Raw genomic sequence first — 18567 nt, forward strand, 5'->3', positions numbered from 1 at the left:
TGCCCATGCCTGCCCGTTCTCCTCGCCGCCCCGCAGTTTCTGCCAAAGCCCGCTCTACCACTGCGCCTGCTGCGCGGGCCCCGGTTGCATCGCCTGCCCGCGCGCCAGCCACATCTTCGCGGGCGGACAAACCCCGGGCTGCGGCGCCTGCGCCCGCAGCCACCCAGGCCATGGCCTTGTACGAGCAGGTCAAAGATTTCATCGCCCGCAAGATCCAGGAGGGCGCCTGGCGCGCGGGGGACCGGCTGCCGTCCGAGAGCGAGCTGGTCACCCAGTTCGGCATCTCGCGCATGACGGTAAACCGCGCGCTGCGCGAGTTGGTGGAGCAGGGCCGCATCGTGCGCGTGGCCGGGGTGGGCAGCTTTGTGGCCGAAGACAAGCCCCAGTCCACGCTGCTGCAGATTGCCAACCTGGCCAGCGAGATTCGCCAGCGTGGGCACGACTACCGCTGCGATGTGCTGGCCGTGGAGCGGGTGTCTGCATCACTCGAAGTGGCGGCCGCGCTGGATTTGCGCACCGGCGAGTCGGTGTTCCATTCGCTGTGCGTGCACCGTGAAGACGGTCTGCCGGTGCAGCTGGAAGACCGCCACGTCAACCCCCGCCAGGTGCCGCAATTTGCGGTGCAAGACTTTACGCAACTGCAGCCGTCGGAATACCTGGTGCGCAACGTGCCCTTTGACCAGGTCGAACATGTGGTCGATGCCGTCATGCCCACCGCAGAGCAGGCTGCGCTGCTGGAGATGCCTGCGACCGAGCCCTGCCTGCTGCTCACGCGGCGCACCTGGTCGCGTGGCGTGCCCATCACGGTAGTGCGCTGCCTGCACCCGGCGTCGCGCTACCGGTTGGGCAGCCGCTTTCGGGCCGATGGGAACCCGGCGGCTGGTTGAACCCGCACTGCTGCCACCACCACAGGTTTACCCCCTTTTCAAATGCCATTTTTTCGCTGATACTAACCTGTATATACAGGATGAGACTTATGACCACTTCCACACCTTTGGCCTCCCATTCCCCCGCCGCCATCACCCTGGTGCCGGGCTCCGTCACCCTGGCCGCGCTGCGCCGCATCCATGCAGGCGGCGTGGCCTTGCAGCTGGACGGGGGCGCCCTCGCAGGGATGCAGGCGGCCCAGGCCGTGGTGCAGCGCATCGTGGACGAGGACCAGGTGGTCTACGGCATCAACACCGGCTTTGGCAAGCTGGCCAGCACCAAAATCGCCCATGACCGCCTGGCCGAGTTGCAGCGCAACCTGGTGCTGTCGCACAGCGTGGGCACAGGCGATGCATTGCCCGACGGCGTGGTGCGCCTCATCCTGGCCACCAAGGCAGTGAGCTTGGCTCGGGGCCATTCGGGTATTCGCCCCGCCATCGTGGATGCACTGCTGGCCTTGGCCAATGCCAATGTGCTGCCGGTGATTCCGGCCAAGGGCTCGGTGGGGGCGTCAGGCGACCTGGCGCCGCTGGCGCACCTGTCGTGCGTGTTGATTGGCGAAGGGCAGGCCAAGGTGAACGGCCAGGTGGTGTCGGGGGCAGAAGCCATGCGCTCCATCGGTTTGCCGCCCTTTGTGCTGGGCCCCAAGGAAGGGTTGGCTTTGCTCAACGGCACCCAGGTGTCTACCGCACTGGCGCTGGCTGGGCTGTTTGGGGCTGAGAACGTGCTGGCCGCAGGCCTGGTGGCGGGCTGTCTGTCGCTCGAAGCCATCAAGGGCTCGGTCAAGCCGTTCGACGCCCGCATCCACGAGGCGCGGGGCCAACTGGGCCAGATCGCCGTGGCGGCCGCCGTGCGCGGGCTGCTGGAGGGCAGCGAGATCGACCCATCGCACCCCAATTGCGGCCGGGTGCAAGACCCGTATTCCATCCGCTGCGTGCCGCAGGTGATGGGCGCGTGCCTCGATAACCTGCAGCATGCCGCACGCGTGCTGCGCATCGAGGCCAATGCCGCATCGGACAACCCGCTGGTGTTCACGGACACGGGTGAAGTCATCTCTGGCGGCAACTTCCACGCCGAGCCTGTGGCCTTTGCGGCCGACATCATTGCGCTGGCCGTGGCCGAGATCGGCGCCATCTCCGAGCGCCGCATGGCCCTGCTGCTCGATACGGGCCTGTCGGGCCTGCCAGCCTTCTTGATCCGAGACAGCGGGGTGAACTCCGGCTTCATGATCGCCCAGGTCACTGCCGCCGCACTGGCCGCTGAGAACCAATGCCTGGCCAACCCCAGCAGCGTGACCAGCCTGCCCACCTCCGCCAACCAGGAGGACCATGTCTCCATGGCCACCTACGGCGCCCGCCGCCTGGCCGACATGGTGAACAACGCCGCGGTGGTGGTGGGCGTCGAAGCCATGGCTGCTGCGCAGGGCATGGAGTTCGATAGAAGGCCAGTTGCCCCCACGCTCGGCACTGGCGTGTCCTCGCTGCCCCCCGAGGGGACCCAGCCAGCCTTGGGGCGGCCCGGCGGCTGGCTGAAATCCTCGCCCCTGATCGAAGCGCAATTCGCCGCCATCCGCCAGCGCGTTGCCTTTTTGGAGCAAGACCGCTACCTGGCCCCGGACATCGACGCCATGCGCGAGTGGGCTCTGCAGGCCGATTGGCCCGCACCGCTGCTCGCCTGCCAGCCCAGCCACGCCTGACAGGCATCACCCCTTCTAGCCACATACCCCAGGAGCCCACCATGAACGCCAACGACGCCATCCTTGCCGCCGCAGCTTCTTCCACCACCACTAGCACCGACCCCCGTCACGACGCCAGCCGCGTGATCCGCGCGCCGCGCGGCAACCAGCTCACCTGCAAGAGCTGGCTCACCGAGGCGGCCTACCGCATGATCCAGAACAACCTGGACTCCGAAGTGGCCGAGCGCCCGCAGGACCTGGTGGTGTACGGCGGCATCGGCCGCGCCGCGCGCAACTGGGAGTGCTATGACCAGATCCTCGCCTCGCTCAAGGAGCTGAACGACGACGAAACCCTGCTCATCCAGTCCGGCAAGCCCGTGGGCGTCTTCAAGACCCACGCCAACGCGCCCCGCGTGCTGCTGGCCAATTCCAACCTGGTGCCCAAGTGGGCCAACTGGGAGCACTTCAGCGAACTGGACCAGAAGGGCCTGTTCATGTACGGCCAGATGACCGCCGGCAGCTGGATCTACATTGGCACGCAAGGCATCGTGCAGGGCACGTACGAGACCTTTGCCGAGGCGGGCCGCAAGCACTACGGCGGCTCGCTCGAAGGCAAGTGGATTTTGACCGCGGGCCTGGGCGGCATGGGCGGCGCGCAGCCGCTGGCGGCCACGTTCGCGGGCGCGGTGTCGCTCAACATCGAATGCCAGCAAAGCAGCATCGACTTTCGCCTGCGCACACGCTACGTGGACAAGCAAGCGCGCGACATCGATCATGCGTTCGAGCTCATCCAGCAGCACACGGCGGCCAAAGAGGCCATCTCCATCGCCCTGCTGGGCAACGCCGCCGACGTGCTGCCCGAGCTGGTCAAACGCGCCAAGGCCGGCGGCTTGAAGCCCGACCTGGTCACCGACCAGACCTCGGCCCACGACCTCGTCAACGGCTACCTGCCCGCAGGTTGGACGGTGGCACAGTGGCGCGCCGCGCAGCAGGACGTGATGCAGCACGAGATGCTGAAGAAAGCCGCCGCCAAGTCCTGCGCCGTGCATGTGCAGGCCATGCTCGACTTCCAATCGATGGGTATCCCCACGGTGGACTACGGCAACAACATCCGCCAGGTGGCATTCGACGAAGGCGTGGCCAACGCGTTCGACTTCCCCGGCTTCGTCCCCGCGTACATCCGCCCGCTGTTCTGCGAAGGCAAGGGCCCGTTCCGCTGGGTGGCCCTGTCGGGCGACCCCGAAGACATCCGCAAGACCGACGCCAAGATCAAGGAGCTGTTCCCCGAGAACAAACACGTGCACCGCTGGCTCGACATGGCCGGCGAGCGCATCGCGTTCCAGGGCCTGCCCGCACGCATCTGCTGGCTGGGCCTGGGCGAGCGCCACATCGCGGGCCTGGCCTTCAACGAGATGGTGAAGAACGGCGAGCTGAAGGCCCCCATCGTCATCGGCCGCGACCACCTGGACACCGGCAGCGTGGCCAGCCCCAACCGCGAGACCGAAGGCATGCGCGACGGCACCGACGCCGTGAGCGACTGGCCGCTGCTCAACGCGCTGCTCAACACCTCGGGTGGCGCCACCTGGGTCAGCCTGCACCACGGCGGCGGCGTGGGCATGGGCTACTCGCAGCACTCGGGCATGGTCATCGTGGCCGATGGCACTGACGCAGCGGCTGCACGGCTGGCCAATGTGCTGGTCAACGACTGCGGCAGTGGCGTGATGCGCCATGCCGACGCGGGCTACGAACTGGCGGTGGAAACGGCGAAGAAGCAGGGCCTGAAGCTGCCCATGGTCCCAGGTGCTTCAGGAGCGCGGTGATGCCCGCCGCCGCTGTTGTGGAGGCCACGCCGCAGCCTGCGCCTGCTGAATCTGGTGCGGCTGCAGCGCAGGGCGAGGCCGTGCACTGGTTTGATCTGCGCACGGTGCCTGCCACCCCGTGGAAGAACGGCGGCGGCAGCACCCGCGAGCTGGTGTGCTGGCCGCCTGGCGCGGGCACCGATGCCTTTGGCTGGCGCATGAGTGTGGCCCGCATTGCGGCCGCTGGGCCGTTTTCGGCGTTCGCGGGGGTCGATCGGCAGATCATGCTGCTCGACGGCGATGGCGTGACGCTGCATGGCGAGCAAGCCGAGCTGTGCCACACGCTGCAGCAGCGCTGGCAGCCCTGGAGCTTTGCGGGCGAGCAGCCGCTTAACAGCCGCCTGATCGGCGGGCCATCGACCGACTTCAACCTGATGCTGCGCCGGGGCCAGTGGCAAGGTCACATGCAGATGCTGCACGACACGGGCACCGTAGGCGCCACAGGGGCCGGGCTGTGCATGGTGCTGCAGGGCCAGTGGGCGGTGTTGGGCGGCGATGCGGCGCGCGTGCTGCAGCCTGGCCAGGGACTGTGGTGGCCCGAGGCCATGGGCGCACGGGTGCTGCAGCCCTTGCAGCCGCTGTCGCCCGAAGCGGCCAACCCCCATCCGTTTGCACCCGATGTGCGGCCCGCACTGGTGTGGGTCGATGTGGTGCCAGTGCATTTGTAGTCAAATTGGCCTCTAGCACTTATCTAATAAGCGCTGGCAGCTATCAATAATGTAGTAAAGGGCTGAGCGCCATGCGTGATTGCATTCCTTCCCCATCCGGTCCTGGCCCCAGCGCCGATGGCATCTGGCACGGCCTGCTGCCGGTGCCGGGGCTGGTGCAGCCCGATGTGCCTGTGCCACCCGGCGCGCGCGCCAGCATCGTGGTGCAGCAGGGGCAGATCCAGTGGGTGGGGCCCGATGCCGCAGTGCCCCCCGCTTGGCTGCACCTGGCGCGCAGGCAAGGCGCGGATGCGTTGGTCACGCCGGGCTTGGTCGATTGCCACACCCACCTAGTCTACGGCGGCCAGCGCGCCAACGAGTTCGCCATGCGCCTGGCAGGCGCCACGTACGAAGAGGTGGCCAAGGCGGGCGGCGGCATTGTCTCGTCCGTCAAGGCCACGCGCGAGGCCTCGGAAGATGAACTCTTCGCCCAGGCCGTCCCACGCCTGCAATCCCTGCTGGCTGAGGGCGTGTGCGCTATCGAGATCAAATCCGGCTACGGCCTGGCACTGGAACATGAGCGCAAGCAACTGCGCGTGGCGCGCCGTTTGGGCGAGGCCTTTGGCGTGACGGTGTGCACCACCTTTCTGGGCGCACACGCCTTGCCGCCCGAATACGCAGGGCGTAGCCAGGACTACATCGATGTGGTTTGCCAAGAGATGCTGCCTGCGCTGGTGGCCGAAGGCCTGGTGGATGCGGTGGATGTGTTCTGCGAACGCATCGCCTTCACGCTGGCCGAGACCGAGCAGGTCTTCCAGGCCGCTCAAAAGCTGGGCATCCCCGTCAAGCTGCATGCCGAGCAGCTCTCGGACATGGGCGGCGCGGCGCTGGCGGCACGTTATGGCGCGCTGTCTTGCGATCACATTGAGCACCTGTCGCAAGCAGGCATCGCCGCCATGCAAGCCGCTGGCACGGTGGCTGTGCTGCTGCCCGGCGCTTACTACACGCTGCGCGACACACACCTGCCGCCCATCCAGGCGCTGCGCGATGCGGGGGTGCCGATGGCCGTATCGACCGACCACAACCCCGGTACGTCGCCAGCCCTCAGCCTGCTGCTCATGGCCAACATGGCCTGCACGCTGTTTCGGCTGACGGTGCCTGAGGCGTTGGCGGGCATCACCACCCACGCAGCCAAGGCGCTGGGTTTGCAGGCAACGCATGGCTTGATCGCCTCCGGGCGGCCGGCCAATTTTGTACTGTGGCCGCTGGCCGACGCGGCCGAGCTGGCCTACTGGTTTGGCCACCAGCCCGCCTGCACCATCGTGCGGCAAGGGCGCATTCACGGAGCCCAGGCATGAACCAGATCTTTGCTGCCGACGCGCTGCTGCCCACCGGCTGGGCGCGCGACGTGCTCATCGCGTGGGACGGGGCAGGGCGCATCACCGCCGTCACGCCCAACATGCAGCGCCCTGAAGGGGCTGCCATGGCACCGGGCCCGGTGATCCCTGGCATGCCCAACTTGCACTCGCACGCCTTCCAGCGCGCCTTTGCGGGGTTGACCGAATACCGGGGCCAGGCGGAGGACAGCTTCTGGAGCTGGCGCAACCTCATGTACCGCTTTGCCCAGCGCATCACGCCACAGGCGCTGGAGGCCATTGCCACCTGGCTGTACATCGAGATGCTGGAGGCGGGCTACACCTCGGTGTGCGAATTCCATTACGTGCACCACGACACCGACGGCCGCCCTTACGCGGACGACGCCACGCTGTCGCTGGCCCTGCTGCGCGCCGCGGACACGGCGGGCATCGCCATCACGCTGCTGCCCGTGCTGTACCAGAGCAGCGGCTTTGGCGCCAAGCCGCCCCGGGCGGACCAGGCCCGGTTCATTCGCAGCACTGACAACATGCTCTCATTATTGGAGCGCCTGGCGCCCGCTGCACAAGCGCAAGGGGCTGTTTTGGGCCTGGCCCCGCATTCGCTGCGCGCCGTGCCGCCAGACAGCCTGACAGCTGCCGTGCAGGGCCTCACGGCGCTGAACTCCCAGGCGCCCATTCACATCCACATTGCCGAGCAGACGCAGGAGGTGGATGACTGCATCGCCTGGAGCGGCCAGCGCCCCGTGCAGTGGCTGCTGGAGCACGCGCCGGTGGATGAGCGCTGGTGCCTGGTGCACGCCACGCACATGACGCCCGCCGAGTACGCTGGCGCCGCCGCAACGGGCGCCGTGGCAGGCATTTGCCCGACGACGGAGGCCAACCTGGGCGATGGCATTTTCGACATGCCCTTGTGGCTGCAGCACGACGGCCGCTGGGGCGTGGGCTCGGACAGCCACGCCTGCGTGAACGCGGCCGAAGAACTGCTGATGCTGGAATATGGCCAGCGCCTGTCGCGCCGCCAGCGCAACGTGTTGGCCCACAGCAGCCAGCCGGAGGTGGCCACCGCCATGACCTTGCAGGCCGTGCAGGGCGGGGCGCAGGCATCGGGCCGCAGGGTGCCTGGTGCAGCAGCGGGCATTGCTGTGGGGCAGTCGGCCGACTGGGTCGTGCTCGATGCCCAGCATGTGGCCCTGCGCGGCCTGCCCGCGCCCGCCATGCTGTCGGCCCATGTGTTTGCCAGCCACCGCACTTCGGCCATCGACAGTGTGTGGGTGGGCGGTGCACGCCGTGTGACCCAGGGCCGCCATGCGCTGCATGACCGAGCCGCCAGCGCTTTTGCCTCCGCACGCGCCAGCACCATTGCACCCGACTGACCCTGAACCTTTCTGATCCGATCTCCATGACCGCTATCGCCCCCCCACCGTTCGTTTTTCACCAGGGCACGCAGCCCTTGCTGGTGTCTATGCCGCACGCTGGCACCTATGTGCCACCCGAACTGGCCGCGCGTTTTACCGACGAGGCCCGCCAGGTGCCAGACACCGACTGGCACATGGAGCGCCTGTATGCCTTCGCCAAAGACATGGGTGCGTCTATCCTCGTGGCCACGCATTCGCGCTACGTGGTGGACCTGAACCGCCCGCCCGATGGCGCGAGCCTCTACCCAGGCCAAAGCGTTACGGGCCTGTGCCCGGTCGATACGTTTGACGACACCCCCATCTATGCCGCAGGCGATGTGCCGCAAGAGGCAGAGATCGCTGCCCGCCGCGATGCCGTCTGGACGCCCTACCATGCGCAATTGCGCGCCGCGCTGGACCGCATCCGTGCCCAGCATGGCGTGGCCGTGCTGTGGGATGCGCACTCTATTCGCTCGGTATTGCCGCGCTTTTTTGAGGGCAAGCTGCCCGACCTGAACCTGGGCACGGCCCATGGTGAAAGCTGTGACCCGGCGCTGGCACAAGAGCTGCTGCAGATTGCTGAAGCCGCCCCAGGCTACACCGCCGTGCTCAATGGCCGCTTCAAAGGGGGGCACATCACCCGCCACTACGGCCAGCCAGGGCAGGGCGTGCATGCCGTGCAACTGGAGATGACGCAGTGCAGCTACATGCAGGAATGCCTGCCGTTTGACTACCTGCCAGAGCGTGCTGTGCAGGTGCAGCCGCATCTGCAGCGCATGCTGGCTGCTGCCTTGGATTTTGTGCGGTGAGGCGTCGGGGCTTTGAACAGGTTCTTAGGGGCTGTGCCAGGCGGGCTTCATTGCACGGCACTTTGAACCGGTTCTGCACCGCAGCGGGCGACTGGGAAGACCGGGGTGCTTGATCTTGGGCAAGATTCGCCCCTGGATTCGGGCTTTTACTGGGTGGGTGGTGCTACGATGCTCCCACACAGCCCTCTGCACTGGAGGGCGGGGTGGTTACACCACCCATGCGGAAGGAGCCGCACACCATGCGCGATGCGGCTTATTACTACATGCCTTTGTTCAGGCCGGGTGCGCCTGTCATGCTCGGGTCGCGCCACGAAACCGTGAGCCACGTGGTGGTGCGGCGCTACGCGATGATGGTCTATCTGGAGGGCCATGAAAACCCGGTGCACCCCGAATCTCTCAAGCTGGAACCCACGGCTTTTCAGCTCACCCGCAGGCCAGACAAATACTGACGCGGGGATGTAAGGCGGTAAACAGGCGCTATCGCGCCTGTTTTGCTTTGTGGCGTAATCCGTGTCGGGTTACCCGCGTTGTGCCATGGTTTCGCCCAGCCGGATGGGACGTGCAGGCGCCCATTGCGGGTTGAACTGCATGGCCCCTTTGGGGAACAGCATCACCACGGTGGACCCCAGCAAAAAGCGCCCCATTTCCTGCCCTTGCTGCAGGCTCACCTGGCCAGGGGCATAGTCCCACTGGCGCAATTGGCCCGTGCGAGGCGGGTTCACCAAGCCATGCCACACGGTGGCCATGCTGCCCACAATGGTGGCGCCCACCAGCACCATCACAAACGGCCCCAGGTCTGACTCAAAAAAGCACACCACGCGCTCGTTGCGCGCAAACAGCCCAGGCACGCCCCGGGCCGTTGTGGGGTTGACTGAGAAGAGGTCACCAGGGGCGTGCACCATGTGTGTGAGCTGGCCCGCACAGGGCATGTGAATGCGGTGGTAGTCGCGTGGGCTGAGGTACAGCGTGGCGAAGTGGCCATCGTCAAACACTGCTGCGCGGGCCGCATCGCCCCCCACCAACGCGGTGGTGGAGTACGAATGCCCCTTGGCCTGGAAGACCTGATCGCGCTCGATACGGCCAAATTGGCTGATGGCCCCGTCCACGGGGCAAATCCAGGTGGCACTGGCTTGCGGCCTGGCACCCGGTTTCAGCGCGCGGGTGAAGAAATCGTTGAACGTGGCGTAGGCGGCCGGGTCCGGGTTCTCTGCCTCGGACATGTTCACGTTGTAGCGCGCGATGAAGCGCTCAATGGCCATCGTCGTCCAGCGGCCCGCCCGGGCCCGGGCCAAGCGCCCAGCGGTGGAGGTCAAGGCTTGCTTGGGCAAGAGGTATTGGGGCAGAACGGCGAGGCGATCGGACAAGAGCACTTCCTTCACAGCAGGTGGTGCGGCGCATTCTAGGGCCTGTTCACCGGGCGGTGCGCTAAATGGCATTCATTTGCATTTGATGGAAATGATGCAAATGCTATTGACGCAATTGAAACAACTAATTACATTTGAATCATTCAAGGCACACCCGTTCGAAAGACGGGGTCGCAAAGCCACCGGTCTAAACCCAGCGATGGGCACGATAGCGGGGTTGCCAATACAGCAAGTGCGCTCGGAATGGGGCCTGTGCCGTGTTGTATCGCCTGCTTTGCGGCGGGCTGCGGTGCCTTGTATCCACACTGTCCTTTGAGGGGTGATACATGCGCTCAGTTTTGATTTCGAGTGACCGCCGGTCTTCCATGCGCAAAACGCAATGGGCTGTTTCTGGCGTTTTGTTGGCTGCACTGGGTGCCTGCGGTGGCGGCAGCGAAGACCAGGCCTCGCAAGCCCTGGCCCAAGCCGAAGTGGCCACAGCCACGACCACCCTGGCGCTGCAGGCCGATGAACTGTCCAGCGATGCTGGCGCGCTCATCGCCCAGCCCACGTTCCACGTCGCCCCTGTGGTGTTGACGCCGCCGGATGACTCGGACGTCCTCAACGCCAATGCGTCTGCTACGCAAACCCCCAAATCGCAAGCGGTGCCCTCGGGCCTTGCGGCGCTCTCGACCAAACGCCTGACGCTGGACACGCTGGAGGCTGTTCGTACCAAAGGGATGCAGGCCGCGCCATCGTCTGCCGACGGTGAGCAGGCCACACCACTGGCGGGCTCAGCGGTCACCACCTACACGGTGGCCCAGGTGCGTGCCGCCTATGGTTTCCCGGCATTGCCTGCGGTAGGAACCCAGCCCACGGCCGTCCAGGCTGCGCAACTGGGGGCGGGGCAAACCATCTACATCGTGGCTGCCAAGCACAACCCCAATGCGGCAGCCGAGTTGGCCGCTTTCAATCAAAAGTTTGGCCTGCCCACCTGCACCACCCGCACCTTGGCCGCCAGCACAGCATTGCCACTGCCTGCAGCCTCTACGTCGGGTTGTGAGCTGGTGGTGGCCTACAGCAGCGCCACGGGCACGCTCTCCGCCACGGCGCCTGCCTACGATTCGGGTTGGGCCACGGAAATTGCGCTGGATGTGCAGTGGTCGCACGCCATTGCCCCCTTCGCCCGCATCGTTCTGGTCGAGGCGCCTGATGCGTCCGTGAACAACCTGACATCTGCGATCCGCCTGGCCAATGCGATGGGGCCGGGGGTGGTGTCGATGAGCTTCGGTGCGGCGGAGGGCGCCTGGACTTCGACCTTGGACTCTGCGTTCTCTACCGCCAACATGACGTACCTGGCCGCCACGGGGGATTGGGGTGCGGGTGTGATGTGGCCTTCCGCATCGGCCAACGTTCTGGGTGTGGGCGGTACCACGCTGACCTACAGCGGCACAGGCTCTCGGTCTGAAGTGAGCTGGTCGGGCACCGGCGGTGGGATCAGCGCCTATGTGGCCACGCCCACCTACCAAAAATCGGGTTTGCCAGGCGTGGGCTCGGCGGTGCGCCGCACCGTGGCCGATGTGGCCATGAACGCGGACCCTGCCACGGGTCACTACTTGGCGGTGTTGTCTCCTGGCAGCTCGACCGTGCAGTGGCTGAGCGCTGGCGGCACCAGCCTCTCCTCGCCCATGTGGGCAGGGCTGGTGGCGGTGGCCAATGCCGCACGCGTGCAGGCAGCCAAGCCTGTGCTGGGTGCTGCGCACACCACTTTGTACGGACAAGTCGGCGCGGTGCCGGGCAACTATGCCAGTGGCTTTGCCGATATCACGCTGGGGTCGCATGGCACTTGCGGCACTTGCTCGGCTCGGGTGGGCTATGACCAGCTGACCGGCCTGGGTACACCCAATGCCACCAACCTCGTCAACTTGCTGTCCGGTGCGTCAGCCCCGGCCGTGCCGCCCTCGGTGACATCCGCCACCATCAATGGTCAGGCGAATACAGCGCTGTCGTTCACCGTGTCGGTCACCGCACCGAACCCCGTAACCTATGCCCTGACAGGCGCGCCCTCCGGCATGGCCATCGGTTCTACCGGTGTGGTGACCTGGGCCGCGCCAGTGGCTGGCTCCTATGCCGTCACCGTCACAGCCCGTGACACCAAGACCGGGCTGAGCGGGCAGGGCGTGTACACCGTCGTGGTTGCCGCGCCTCCCAGTGCGCCTGTGGTCGCCGGTGGTACGGTGGCAGGCAAGGTCGGCGTCGCCCTGTCCTTCAATGCGACGGTGCCTTCGTCCAATCCCATGGCTTACACCCTGGCTGGGGCGCCTTCTGGCATGGCAATCAACGCCACTACGGGCGTTGTGACGTGGGGCTCGCCTGTGCTGGGGAACTACTCGGTGGTCGTAACGGCCAAGGACACCAAGACCGGGCTGTCTGGCAAGGGAACCTACACTGTGCAAATCACCTCAGGGGGCTTGACCATTACGGCGCCGGCCATGGTTGGGGTGGTGGGCAAGCCGTTGACAGGCTCCATCGCCATTTCGGCACCCGCAGGCACCTCGTTCTCTGTGTCCATCTCGGGTGTTCCTTGGGGCATGGGTTTCTCGCTCAGCGGCACCACCATCACTGCACTGTGGGCTGCACCTGTGGCTGGCAGCTACCAGCTCACGGTGGTGGCCAAGGATTCTGCAGGCCGCACCACGCAGGCCTTGGCGCCGATCACGGTCAGCGCCAAATGAGTTGATCAGGGTTGGCCCGGGAGGGCTGGAACTGGCGCGGCACAGTGGCGTTGAACACGCTCTGTGCCGCTTTGCTTTGGCGCAGTTTGTTCGGTGTGGGCGACAGGGCCGGGTGCATGCGGCAACGTCCATAGGCAAGATACCCACATCGCGCTACAATTGACAGGCTCATGCACAGCGCCTCGCCTGTTCATTGAAGCCGTCTCATCCAGGCCTCTTTTCTTTCTGATCTGCGCCCCGGGTGCAGCGACTCCCCCGCCCGCAAAGCACCGTGCCCAGAGATCCTTGAAGATCTGTCTTCAGGGGCCGCGTTGGCAGATGCCCGCATGTGCAGCGCGCAAACCACAGAATTTTGTTTTTAAGATCACGAGATAGAAAAACATGGCCAAAGAAGAACTCATTGAAATGCAAGGCTCCGTCACCGAAGTCCTGCCTGACTCGCGCTTTCGCGTCACCCTGGACAACGGTCACCAACTGATCGCCTACACCGGCGGCAAGATGCGCAAGCACCACATCCGCATTCTGGCGGGTGACAAGGTGTCGTTGGAAATGTCGCCCTACGACCTGAGCAAGGGCCGTATCACTTTCCGCCACTTGGCTGGACGTGGCCCAGGCCCTTCTGGCGGCAATCGTTAAAATTTTCAATGGGCTGGGGAAAACGGCCCATTTTTCAAAGTTATAATTTTTATCTCTTCAGATTGTTGCCTTGGTGGCAATCTGGCTGACCTCTCGTAGGCACAGCAGGTTTTTAAAGTTTTTAAAAATTTGCTTGTTTGGTCAGAAGCCCGGAAAAACCGGGTTAGAATACGAGCTGTCGGAGCGTAGCGCAGCCTGGTAGCGCATCTGCTTTGGGAGCAGAGGGTCGCGAGTTCGAATCCCGCCGCTCCGACCATTGTTTTAAGGGTCTGCAACAATAGTTGCAGACCCTTTTTGCATTCTGGCGGGCTTTGCGGTGTGTATCTGCTTTGCCTCATGGGGCTGCGGCTTTTGGGCTCGCTGATCTGGCACTATCGTGTGCTCTGCTTCTGCGCCTCTTCCCGTGCTGTCATGCCCTTGAGTTCTGCCGATTCGCCCCCTCCCACACCGCGTTATGCGTTGGTCGATGCCCTTCGGGGCTGTGCCATGGTGTGGATGACGCTGTTTCACTTCTGCTTCGACTTGGCGCACTTTGGTTTGTGGGCGCAGAACTTTCGCATCGACCCGGTGTGGACGACGCAGCGCACAGCCATCGTGAGTTTGTTTTTGTTTTGCGCTGGGCTTTCGCAGTCCATTGCCGTGCAGCAGGGGCAGAGTTGGACCCGGTTTGGGTGGCGTTGGCTGCAGATTGCGGGGGGGGCTGCGCTGGTGAGCTTGGCTTCGTACGCCATGTTTCCCCAAAGCTTCATTTACTTTGGCGTGTTGCATGGCATGGCGGTCATGTTGTGCGTTGTGCGCTGGAGCGCCGGCTGGGGTCGTTGGCTGTGGTGGGCGGGCGGCGCGGCGCTGTGTCTGCCGCCTCTGGCCGTCTATGTGTTTACCCACGGTGCTGAGGCCTTGGCGCCCTGGTTCAATGCCCCTGCGTTGAATTGGCTGGGCTGGGTGAGCCGCAAGCCCTTCACGCAAGACTATGTGCCCGTGTTTCCGTGGCTGGGTGTCATGTGGTGGGGCATGGCGGCGGGCCAGTGGTTGCTGTTTAACAGGCCTCACTGGTTGCAGCGGCCCTTGCCTGGCCTTTTAAAAGGCCCCGCAGTGCTGGGGCGTTGGAGCCTCAGCTACTACCTGCTGCACCAGCCTGTGCTAATGGGTGGTTTGATGGCTTTCCTGTGGCTGGCCAAACGCTGAGGTGAATGCGGCTATGCAGTGGGCGCGATGAGCGCAGCGAGGCCGCCCAAGAGTTGATTGCAGTGCATCACGTTGGCCTGCAGGTGGTGACTTGTAGGCGGGGCCCAGGCATAAAAAAACGCGGCCTGGGCCGCGTTTGATGCTGAAGCGCCCAAGCAGGACGCTTTCGGGTGCTTACTCGACCTTGGCCTTGGCGCGCAGGTCTTCCTGGAACTTCACCAGCTTTTGCTGTTGAAGTTGCTGGGCCACTTGAGGCTTCACTTCTTCCAGCTTGGGGAGTTCGGCTTGGCGAACATCCACCAGGCGGATCACGTGCCAGCCGAATTGGCTCTTCACGGGGGCGTCTGTGGTCTTGCCCTTTTCGAGCTTCAGCAGCGCTTCAGTGAATTCGTTCACGTAGCTGGAAGGGTTGGCCCAGTCCAGGTCACCGCCCTTGGCTGCAGAGCCGGGGTCCTTGGATTGCTTCTTGGCCAGGTCTTCAAACTTGGCACCCTTCTTCAAGGCGGCAATGATGGCCTTGGCGTCGGCTTCTTTTTCCACCAGGATGTGGCTGGCCTTGTATTCCTTGCCGCTGTTGGCTGCCACGAACTTGTCGTACTCGGCCTGGATTTCAGCGTCGGTCACAGGGTTGGTCTTTTGGTAATCGGCGAACAGTTCGCGGATCAGGATGGTCTGGCGGGCCAGTTCCATCTGGGCCTTGAAGTCTCCGGAGCCGTCCAAGCCGCGCTTTTGGGCTTCTTGCAAGAAGATTTCGCGGGCGACCACTTCTTCCTTGATTTGGCCTTCCACTTCAGGCGTCACAGGACGGCCTGAACGCTCCACTTGCTGGCGCAGCACTTCTGCACGCTCTTTGGGCACGGCCTTGCCGTTGACGATGGCAATGTTCTGGGCGGAAACGGGCAGGGCCATCGTGCCCAGCACGGCAGCGGCCACGAGGCCGGACAGGAGCTGTTTCTTCATGCGAGATCCAAAAAATGAGAAGGTGTTTGCTGGCTGAAAACCGGCAAGTGAGGAAACTGGGGCCGGCTCAGAGAATTTCAATGGCGAGTGCGTGAACGCCCTGGTCAATAAATTCTTGCAGCGCATCATACACAAGGCGGTGCTGTGCCACCCGTGACTTGCCTGTAAACAAAGGTGACGCTATGCGCACCCGAAAGTGGGTGCCAAAGTCGGTGCCGTTGGAGCCCGAATGCCCTGCGTGGGCGGCGCTTTCGTCCAGTACCTCCAGGGCGGTGGTGCTCAGTTGTTGCGCCAACTGGTGGTGCATTTGGTCTGCAAGGGTCATGGTCTGCAAAAGGGTGGGGCGGCGGACAAACTGGGGTTACTGCGTGGGCTCATCACCCTTGATGTGGGGGGCGATGTAAAGGCCCTGACCCACCAGGAAGACCAGAGGGAAGGCGTAGCCCCAGAGCTTGAAGTCCACCCAGAACTCGGTGCTGAAGTTCATCACCACGTAGGCGTTCACCGCCGACATGAAGGCGCAATACACGATCCAGGCCTGGTTCAGTCGCATCCATACCGCATCGGGCAGGCTCAACTGGCCGCCCAGCAGCATGTGCAAGATATTCTTCTTCATCACCCACACGGCAACTGCCAGCGCCACGGCCATCGCGCCGTACAGCACCGTTGGCTTCCATTTGATGAAGCGGTCGTCCTGCAGCACCAGCGTGAGCGTGCCGAACACCACGATCAGCACCAGCGTGATCTTGTGCATGGTCTGCAGCCTGCGGTCGATGGCGTAGATCAGGCCCATCTGCGCCACGGTAGCGGCCATCAGCACCCCGGTGGCCACATAAATGTTGAAGAACTTGTATGCGCCGAAGAACAGCAGGATGGGGAAGAAATCAATCAATATTTTCATAAGGCGAGGCCAGCGTGCTGGCACGGCGGTTCAAGCAGCAGTTCAGCGGTTGAGCGGTTCAAGGGGCGTCGGGTTCAAAGTCGAGTGACGCAGAGTTCATACAGTAGCGCAGCCCGGTGGGTGCGGGGCCGTCCTCAAAGACATGGCCCAGGTGGGCCCCGCATTGTGCACACACTGTCTCGGTGCGCACCATGCCGTGGCTGCGGTCCACGATTTCGTGGATGGTTCCAGGGATAGCTTCAGAGAAGCTGGGCCAGCCGCACCCGGCGTCGAACTTGGTGAGCGACTCAAACAGTTTGGCCCCGCAGCAAATGCAGTGGTAGCTGCCGTCGGCCCAGTGGGCTTCGTATTTGCCGGTGAAAGGGCGCTCGGTGGCCGCGTGGCGGGTGACTTGCAGGGCGACGGGTTCAGCACCTTTGTCGCGCAGGATCTCTTGCCATTCGGCGTCGGTCTTCTGGATGGGAAAGGTCATGATGAGCAACTGATGGAAATGGAAGAAGCCCAGTCGGGCGGGAAGTCGGCATAGGCCTCGTGGCCCGGGTGTTCTTCAAAGGGCTGCTCCAGCAGGCGCTGCAACGTGGCCAGTTCTGAAAAATCCCCCGCCTTGGCGGCGCGGATGGCTTGTTCGCCCAGGTGGTTGCGCAGCACGTACTTGGGGTTGGATTTGAGCATCAAATCACCCGCTAGCGCTTTATTATCAAGCGCCATAAGCTCTGAATATGATAGCAACCAGGCATCCCACGCGGGCCGGTCGGCAAACAGGTCGCGCACGGGTTCGTACTGGCCATTCGCCACCGCGTGCGACAAGCGCCGCCAAAAAATGGTGTAGTCCACCGCATTGCGTGCCAGCAGTTGCAGCAGGTTTTCCACCAGGGCTTCATCCTCCGCACGGGTTTGCGTCAGCCCCAGCTTTTTGCGCATTTGCCCCATGAAGGCGTTGGGGAACACCGTCTTGTACGACTCCAGCGCGGCCAGCGCCGTGTCTTGCTCTTCGATGAGCGGCAGCAGCGCCTGGGCCAGGCAAAACAGGTTCCAGTACGCGATGTTGGGCTGGCGGTTGTAGGCGTAGCGGCCGTGGTGGTCACTGTGGTTGCAGATGTGGCCCGGCACGAAGGCATCGAGAAACTGAAACGGCCCATAGTCCAGTGTCAGGCCCAGGATGCTCATGTTGTCGGTGTTCATCACCCCGTGGCAAAAGCCCACGGCCTGCCACTGCGCCATCAAGTGGGCCGTGCGCTCGCTCACGCTGTGCAGCAGTGCGGCATAGGCATTGCCACCCCATGGGCTCGTGGCTTCCGTACTTCGGCATTCGGGGTGGTAGCGGTCGATGACGTAGTCGGCCAGCGCGCGCAGCTGTGGCTCCAGGTCGTTGGCCGCAAAGTGCTCGAAGTGGCCAAAGCGCACAAAGCTGGGTGCCACCCGCGTGACAACGGCGGCGGTTTCGATTTCCTCGCGCCGTACCGACGCAGGCGAGCCGGTGATGCACAGTGCGCGGGACGTGGGGATGCCCAGGCCGTGCATGGCCTCGCTGCACAAAAATTCGCGGATGCTGGAGCGCAGCACGGCCCGCCCGTCGCCCATGCGGGAGTAGGGCGTGCGGCCTGCGCCTTTGAGCTGTATTTCGTACCCAGCAGCGGTTTCGCCCAGCAAGATGGCCCTGCCGTCACCCAGTTGCCCGGCCCACACACCAAACTGGTGCCCGCTGTAAACGCTGGCCAATGGTTGCGAGCCTGCAAGCAATTGGTTGCCGGTGAAGGCCTGCAGTGCTTCGTCGGTTTGTGCCCAGTGGGCAGACAGCCCCAGCAGTTGTGCCACATCGGCGCTGGTGCCCACCCAGTGGGGGCTGGGCAAGGGGGTGGGGCGCAGCTCGGTAAAAAAGTCGCTGCCCAGGGCGCTAAAGCCACTTTGCCAGCGCAAGTTCAAGGGCTGCGCAAGGGGGTTTAGGGTGGGCTGGTTCATGGCGCCATTGTCTCGCAGCACGCTAATTCCCTCAGCTTCCGGGGCCTTGCTGGTGCCGTGGACTTTGCGTGCGCCATGAGGGATTTCACGAGCCCTTTGCGACACCGACCGCCTGCCCGGCGCAGTACGATGACCGTTTCGTTCACAACAACATCCTAGGA

At 64.3% G+C, this 18567-nt stretch carries 17 protein-coding genes, 1 tRNA gene and 1 riboswitch; of the genes, 12 read left to right on the forward strand and 6 right to left on the reverse strand.

Annotated elements, in window-relative coordinates; genetic code table 11:
• The first annotated feature begins 5 nt into the window (after positions 1-5).
• The 8 genes from hutC (at position 6) to CLU88_RS02525 (ending at position 9136) form a co-directional block, all read left to right on the forward strand.
• The gene (hutC, locus tag CLU88_RS02490) at positions 6-887 is read left to right on the forward strand and encodes a histidine utilization repressor (RefSeq protein WP_099655244.1); all 882 of its coding nucleotides are present in this window, start codon (positions 6-8) and stop codon (positions 885-887) included.
• An 89-nt stretch (positions 888-976) separates the two neighbouring features.
• Positions 977-2623, forward strand: coding sequence for a histidine ammonia-lyase (gene hutH, locus CLU88_RS02495; protein ID WP_099655245.1), 1647 nt, complete (start codon positions 977-979; stop codon positions 2621-2623).
• Between the two features lie 41 nt (positions 2624-2664).
• A complete protein-coding gene (hutU, locus tag CLU88_RS02500; RefSeq protein WP_099658590.1) occupies positions 2665-4422 on the forward strand; it encodes a urocanate hydratase in 1758 nt (585 codons plus the stop codon).
• A gap of 80 nt (positions 4423-4502) precedes the next feature.
• A complete protein-coding gene (locus CLU88_RS02505) occupies positions 4503-5129 on the forward strand; it encodes a HutD family protein (RefSeq protein WP_099658591.1) in 627 nt (208 codons plus the stop codon).
• A gap of 71 nt (positions 5130-5200) precedes the next feature.
• Positions 5201-6466, forward strand: coding sequence for an imidazolonepropionase (gene hutI / locus CLU88_RS02510; protein ID WP_099655246.1), 1266 nt, complete (start codon positions 5201-5203; stop codon positions 6464-6466).
• Positions 6463-7857 carry a formimidoylglutamate deiminase gene (locus tag CLU88_RS02515; RefSeq protein WP_099655247.1) on the forward strand — a complete coding sequence of 465 codons (1395 nt, stop codon included), beginning with the start codon at positions 6463-6465 and terminating at the stop codon, positions 7855-7857. The genes hutI and CLU88_RS02515 overlap by 4 nt, the downstream gene beginning before the upstream one ends.
• A gap of 26 nt (positions 7858-7883) precedes the next feature.
• The gene (gene hutG / locus CLU88_RS02520; protein ID WP_099655248.1) at positions 7884-8687 is read left to right on the forward strand and encodes an N-formylglutamate deformylase; all 804 of its coding nucleotides are present in this window, start codon (positions 7884-7886) and stop codon (positions 8685-8687) included.
• Positions 8688-8905: 218 nt separating this feature from the next.
• The gene (locus CLU88_RS02525; protein ID WP_369827583.1) at positions 8906-9136 is read left to right on the forward strand and encodes a hypothetical protein; all 231 of its coding nucleotides are present in this window, start codon (positions 8906-8908) and stop codon (positions 9134-9136) included.
• Between the two features lie 69 nt (positions 9137-9205).
• On the opposite strand, the gene asd is transcribed toward CLU88_RS02525, so the two are convergent.
• A complete protein-coding gene (asd, locus tag CLU88_RS02530; protein ID WP_099658593.1) occupies positions 9206-10051 on the reverse strand; it encodes an archaetidylserine decarboxylase in 846 nt (281 codons plus the stop codon).
• Between the two features lie 137 nt (positions 10052-10188).
• Positions 10189-10276, forward strand: a riboswitch (cyclic di-GMP riboswitch).
• A 140-nt stretch (positions 10277-10416) separates the two neighbouring features.
• Between asd and CLU88_RS02535 the strand changes: the two genes are divergently transcribed.
• The 4 genes from CLU88_RS02535 to CLU88_RS02550 all read left to right on the forward strand — a co-directional run bounded on the left by CLU88_RS02535 (position 10417) and on the right by CLU88_RS02550 (position 14586).
• The gene (locus CLU88_RS02535) at positions 10417-12765 is read left to right on the forward strand and encodes a putative Ig domain-containing protein (RefSeq protein WP_233205353.1); all 2349 of its coding nucleotides are present in this window, start codon (positions 10417-10419) and stop codon (positions 12763-12765) included.
• A gap of 381 nt (positions 12766-13146) precedes the next feature.
• Entirely contained in the window at positions 13147-13401 is a 255-nt protein-coding gene (gene infA / locus CLU88_RS02540) for a translation initiation factor IF-1 (protein ID WP_099655250.1), read from the forward strand.
• 179 nt (positions 13402-13580) lie between these two features.
• Positions 13581-13657, forward strand: a tRNA-Pro gene (locus CLU88_RS02545).
• Positions 13658-13812: 155 nt separating this feature from the next.
• Complete coding sequence (locus CLU88_RS02550; RefSeq protein WP_158235571.1) at positions 13813-14586, forward strand: heparan-alpha-glucosaminide N-acetyltransferase; 774 nt, start codon at positions 13813-13815, stop codon at positions 14584-14586.
• Positions 14587-14760: 174 nt separating this feature from the next.
• On the opposite strand, the gene CLU88_RS02555 is transcribed toward CLU88_RS02550, so the two are convergent.
• From CLU88_RS02555 to CLU88_RS02575, 5 genes are all read right to left on the reverse strand, one after another.
• Positions 14761-15546 carry a peptidylprolyl isomerase gene (locus CLU88_RS02555; protein WP_099655252.1) on the reverse strand — a complete coding sequence of 262 codons (786 nt, stop codon included), beginning with the start codon at positions 15544-15546 and terminating at the stop codon, positions 14761-14763.
• 67 nt (positions 15547-15613) lie between these two features.
• Positions 15614-15871: a BolA family transcriptional regulator gene (locus CLU88_RS02560; protein ID WP_099655253.1), complete on the reverse strand. Its 258-nt coding sequence runs from the start codon at positions 15869-15871 to the stop codon at positions 15614-15616.
• A gap of 36 nt (positions 15872-15907) precedes the next feature.
• On the reverse strand, positions 15908-16447 hold the full coding sequence (locus CLU88_RS02565; RefSeq protein ID WP_099655254.1) for a septation protein A: 540 nt from the start codon (positions 16445-16447) through the stop codon (positions 15908-15910).
• A 58-nt stretch (positions 16448-16505) separates the two neighbouring features.
• Positions 16506-16919: a peptide-methionine (R)-S-oxide reductase MsrB gene (gene msrB, locus CLU88_RS02570; RefSeq protein ID WP_099655255.1), complete on the reverse strand. Its 414-nt coding sequence runs from the start codon at positions 16917-16919 to the stop codon at positions 16506-16508.
• Positions 16916-18406, reverse strand: a complete 1491-nt coding sequence (locus tag CLU88_RS02575; protein WP_099655256.1) for a YdiU family protein — start codon at positions 18404-18406, stop codon at positions 16916-16918. The genes msrB and CLU88_RS02575 overlap by 4 nt, the downstream gene beginning before the upstream one ends.
• Positions 18407-18567 lie beyond the last annotated feature (161 nt).

The sequence above is a fragment of the Acidovorax sp. 56 genome (assembly GCF_002749705.1).
In the GTDB taxonomy this organism is placed as follows: domain Bacteria; phylum Pseudomonadota; class Gammaproteobacteria; order Burkholderiales; family Burkholderiaceae_C; genus Acidovorax.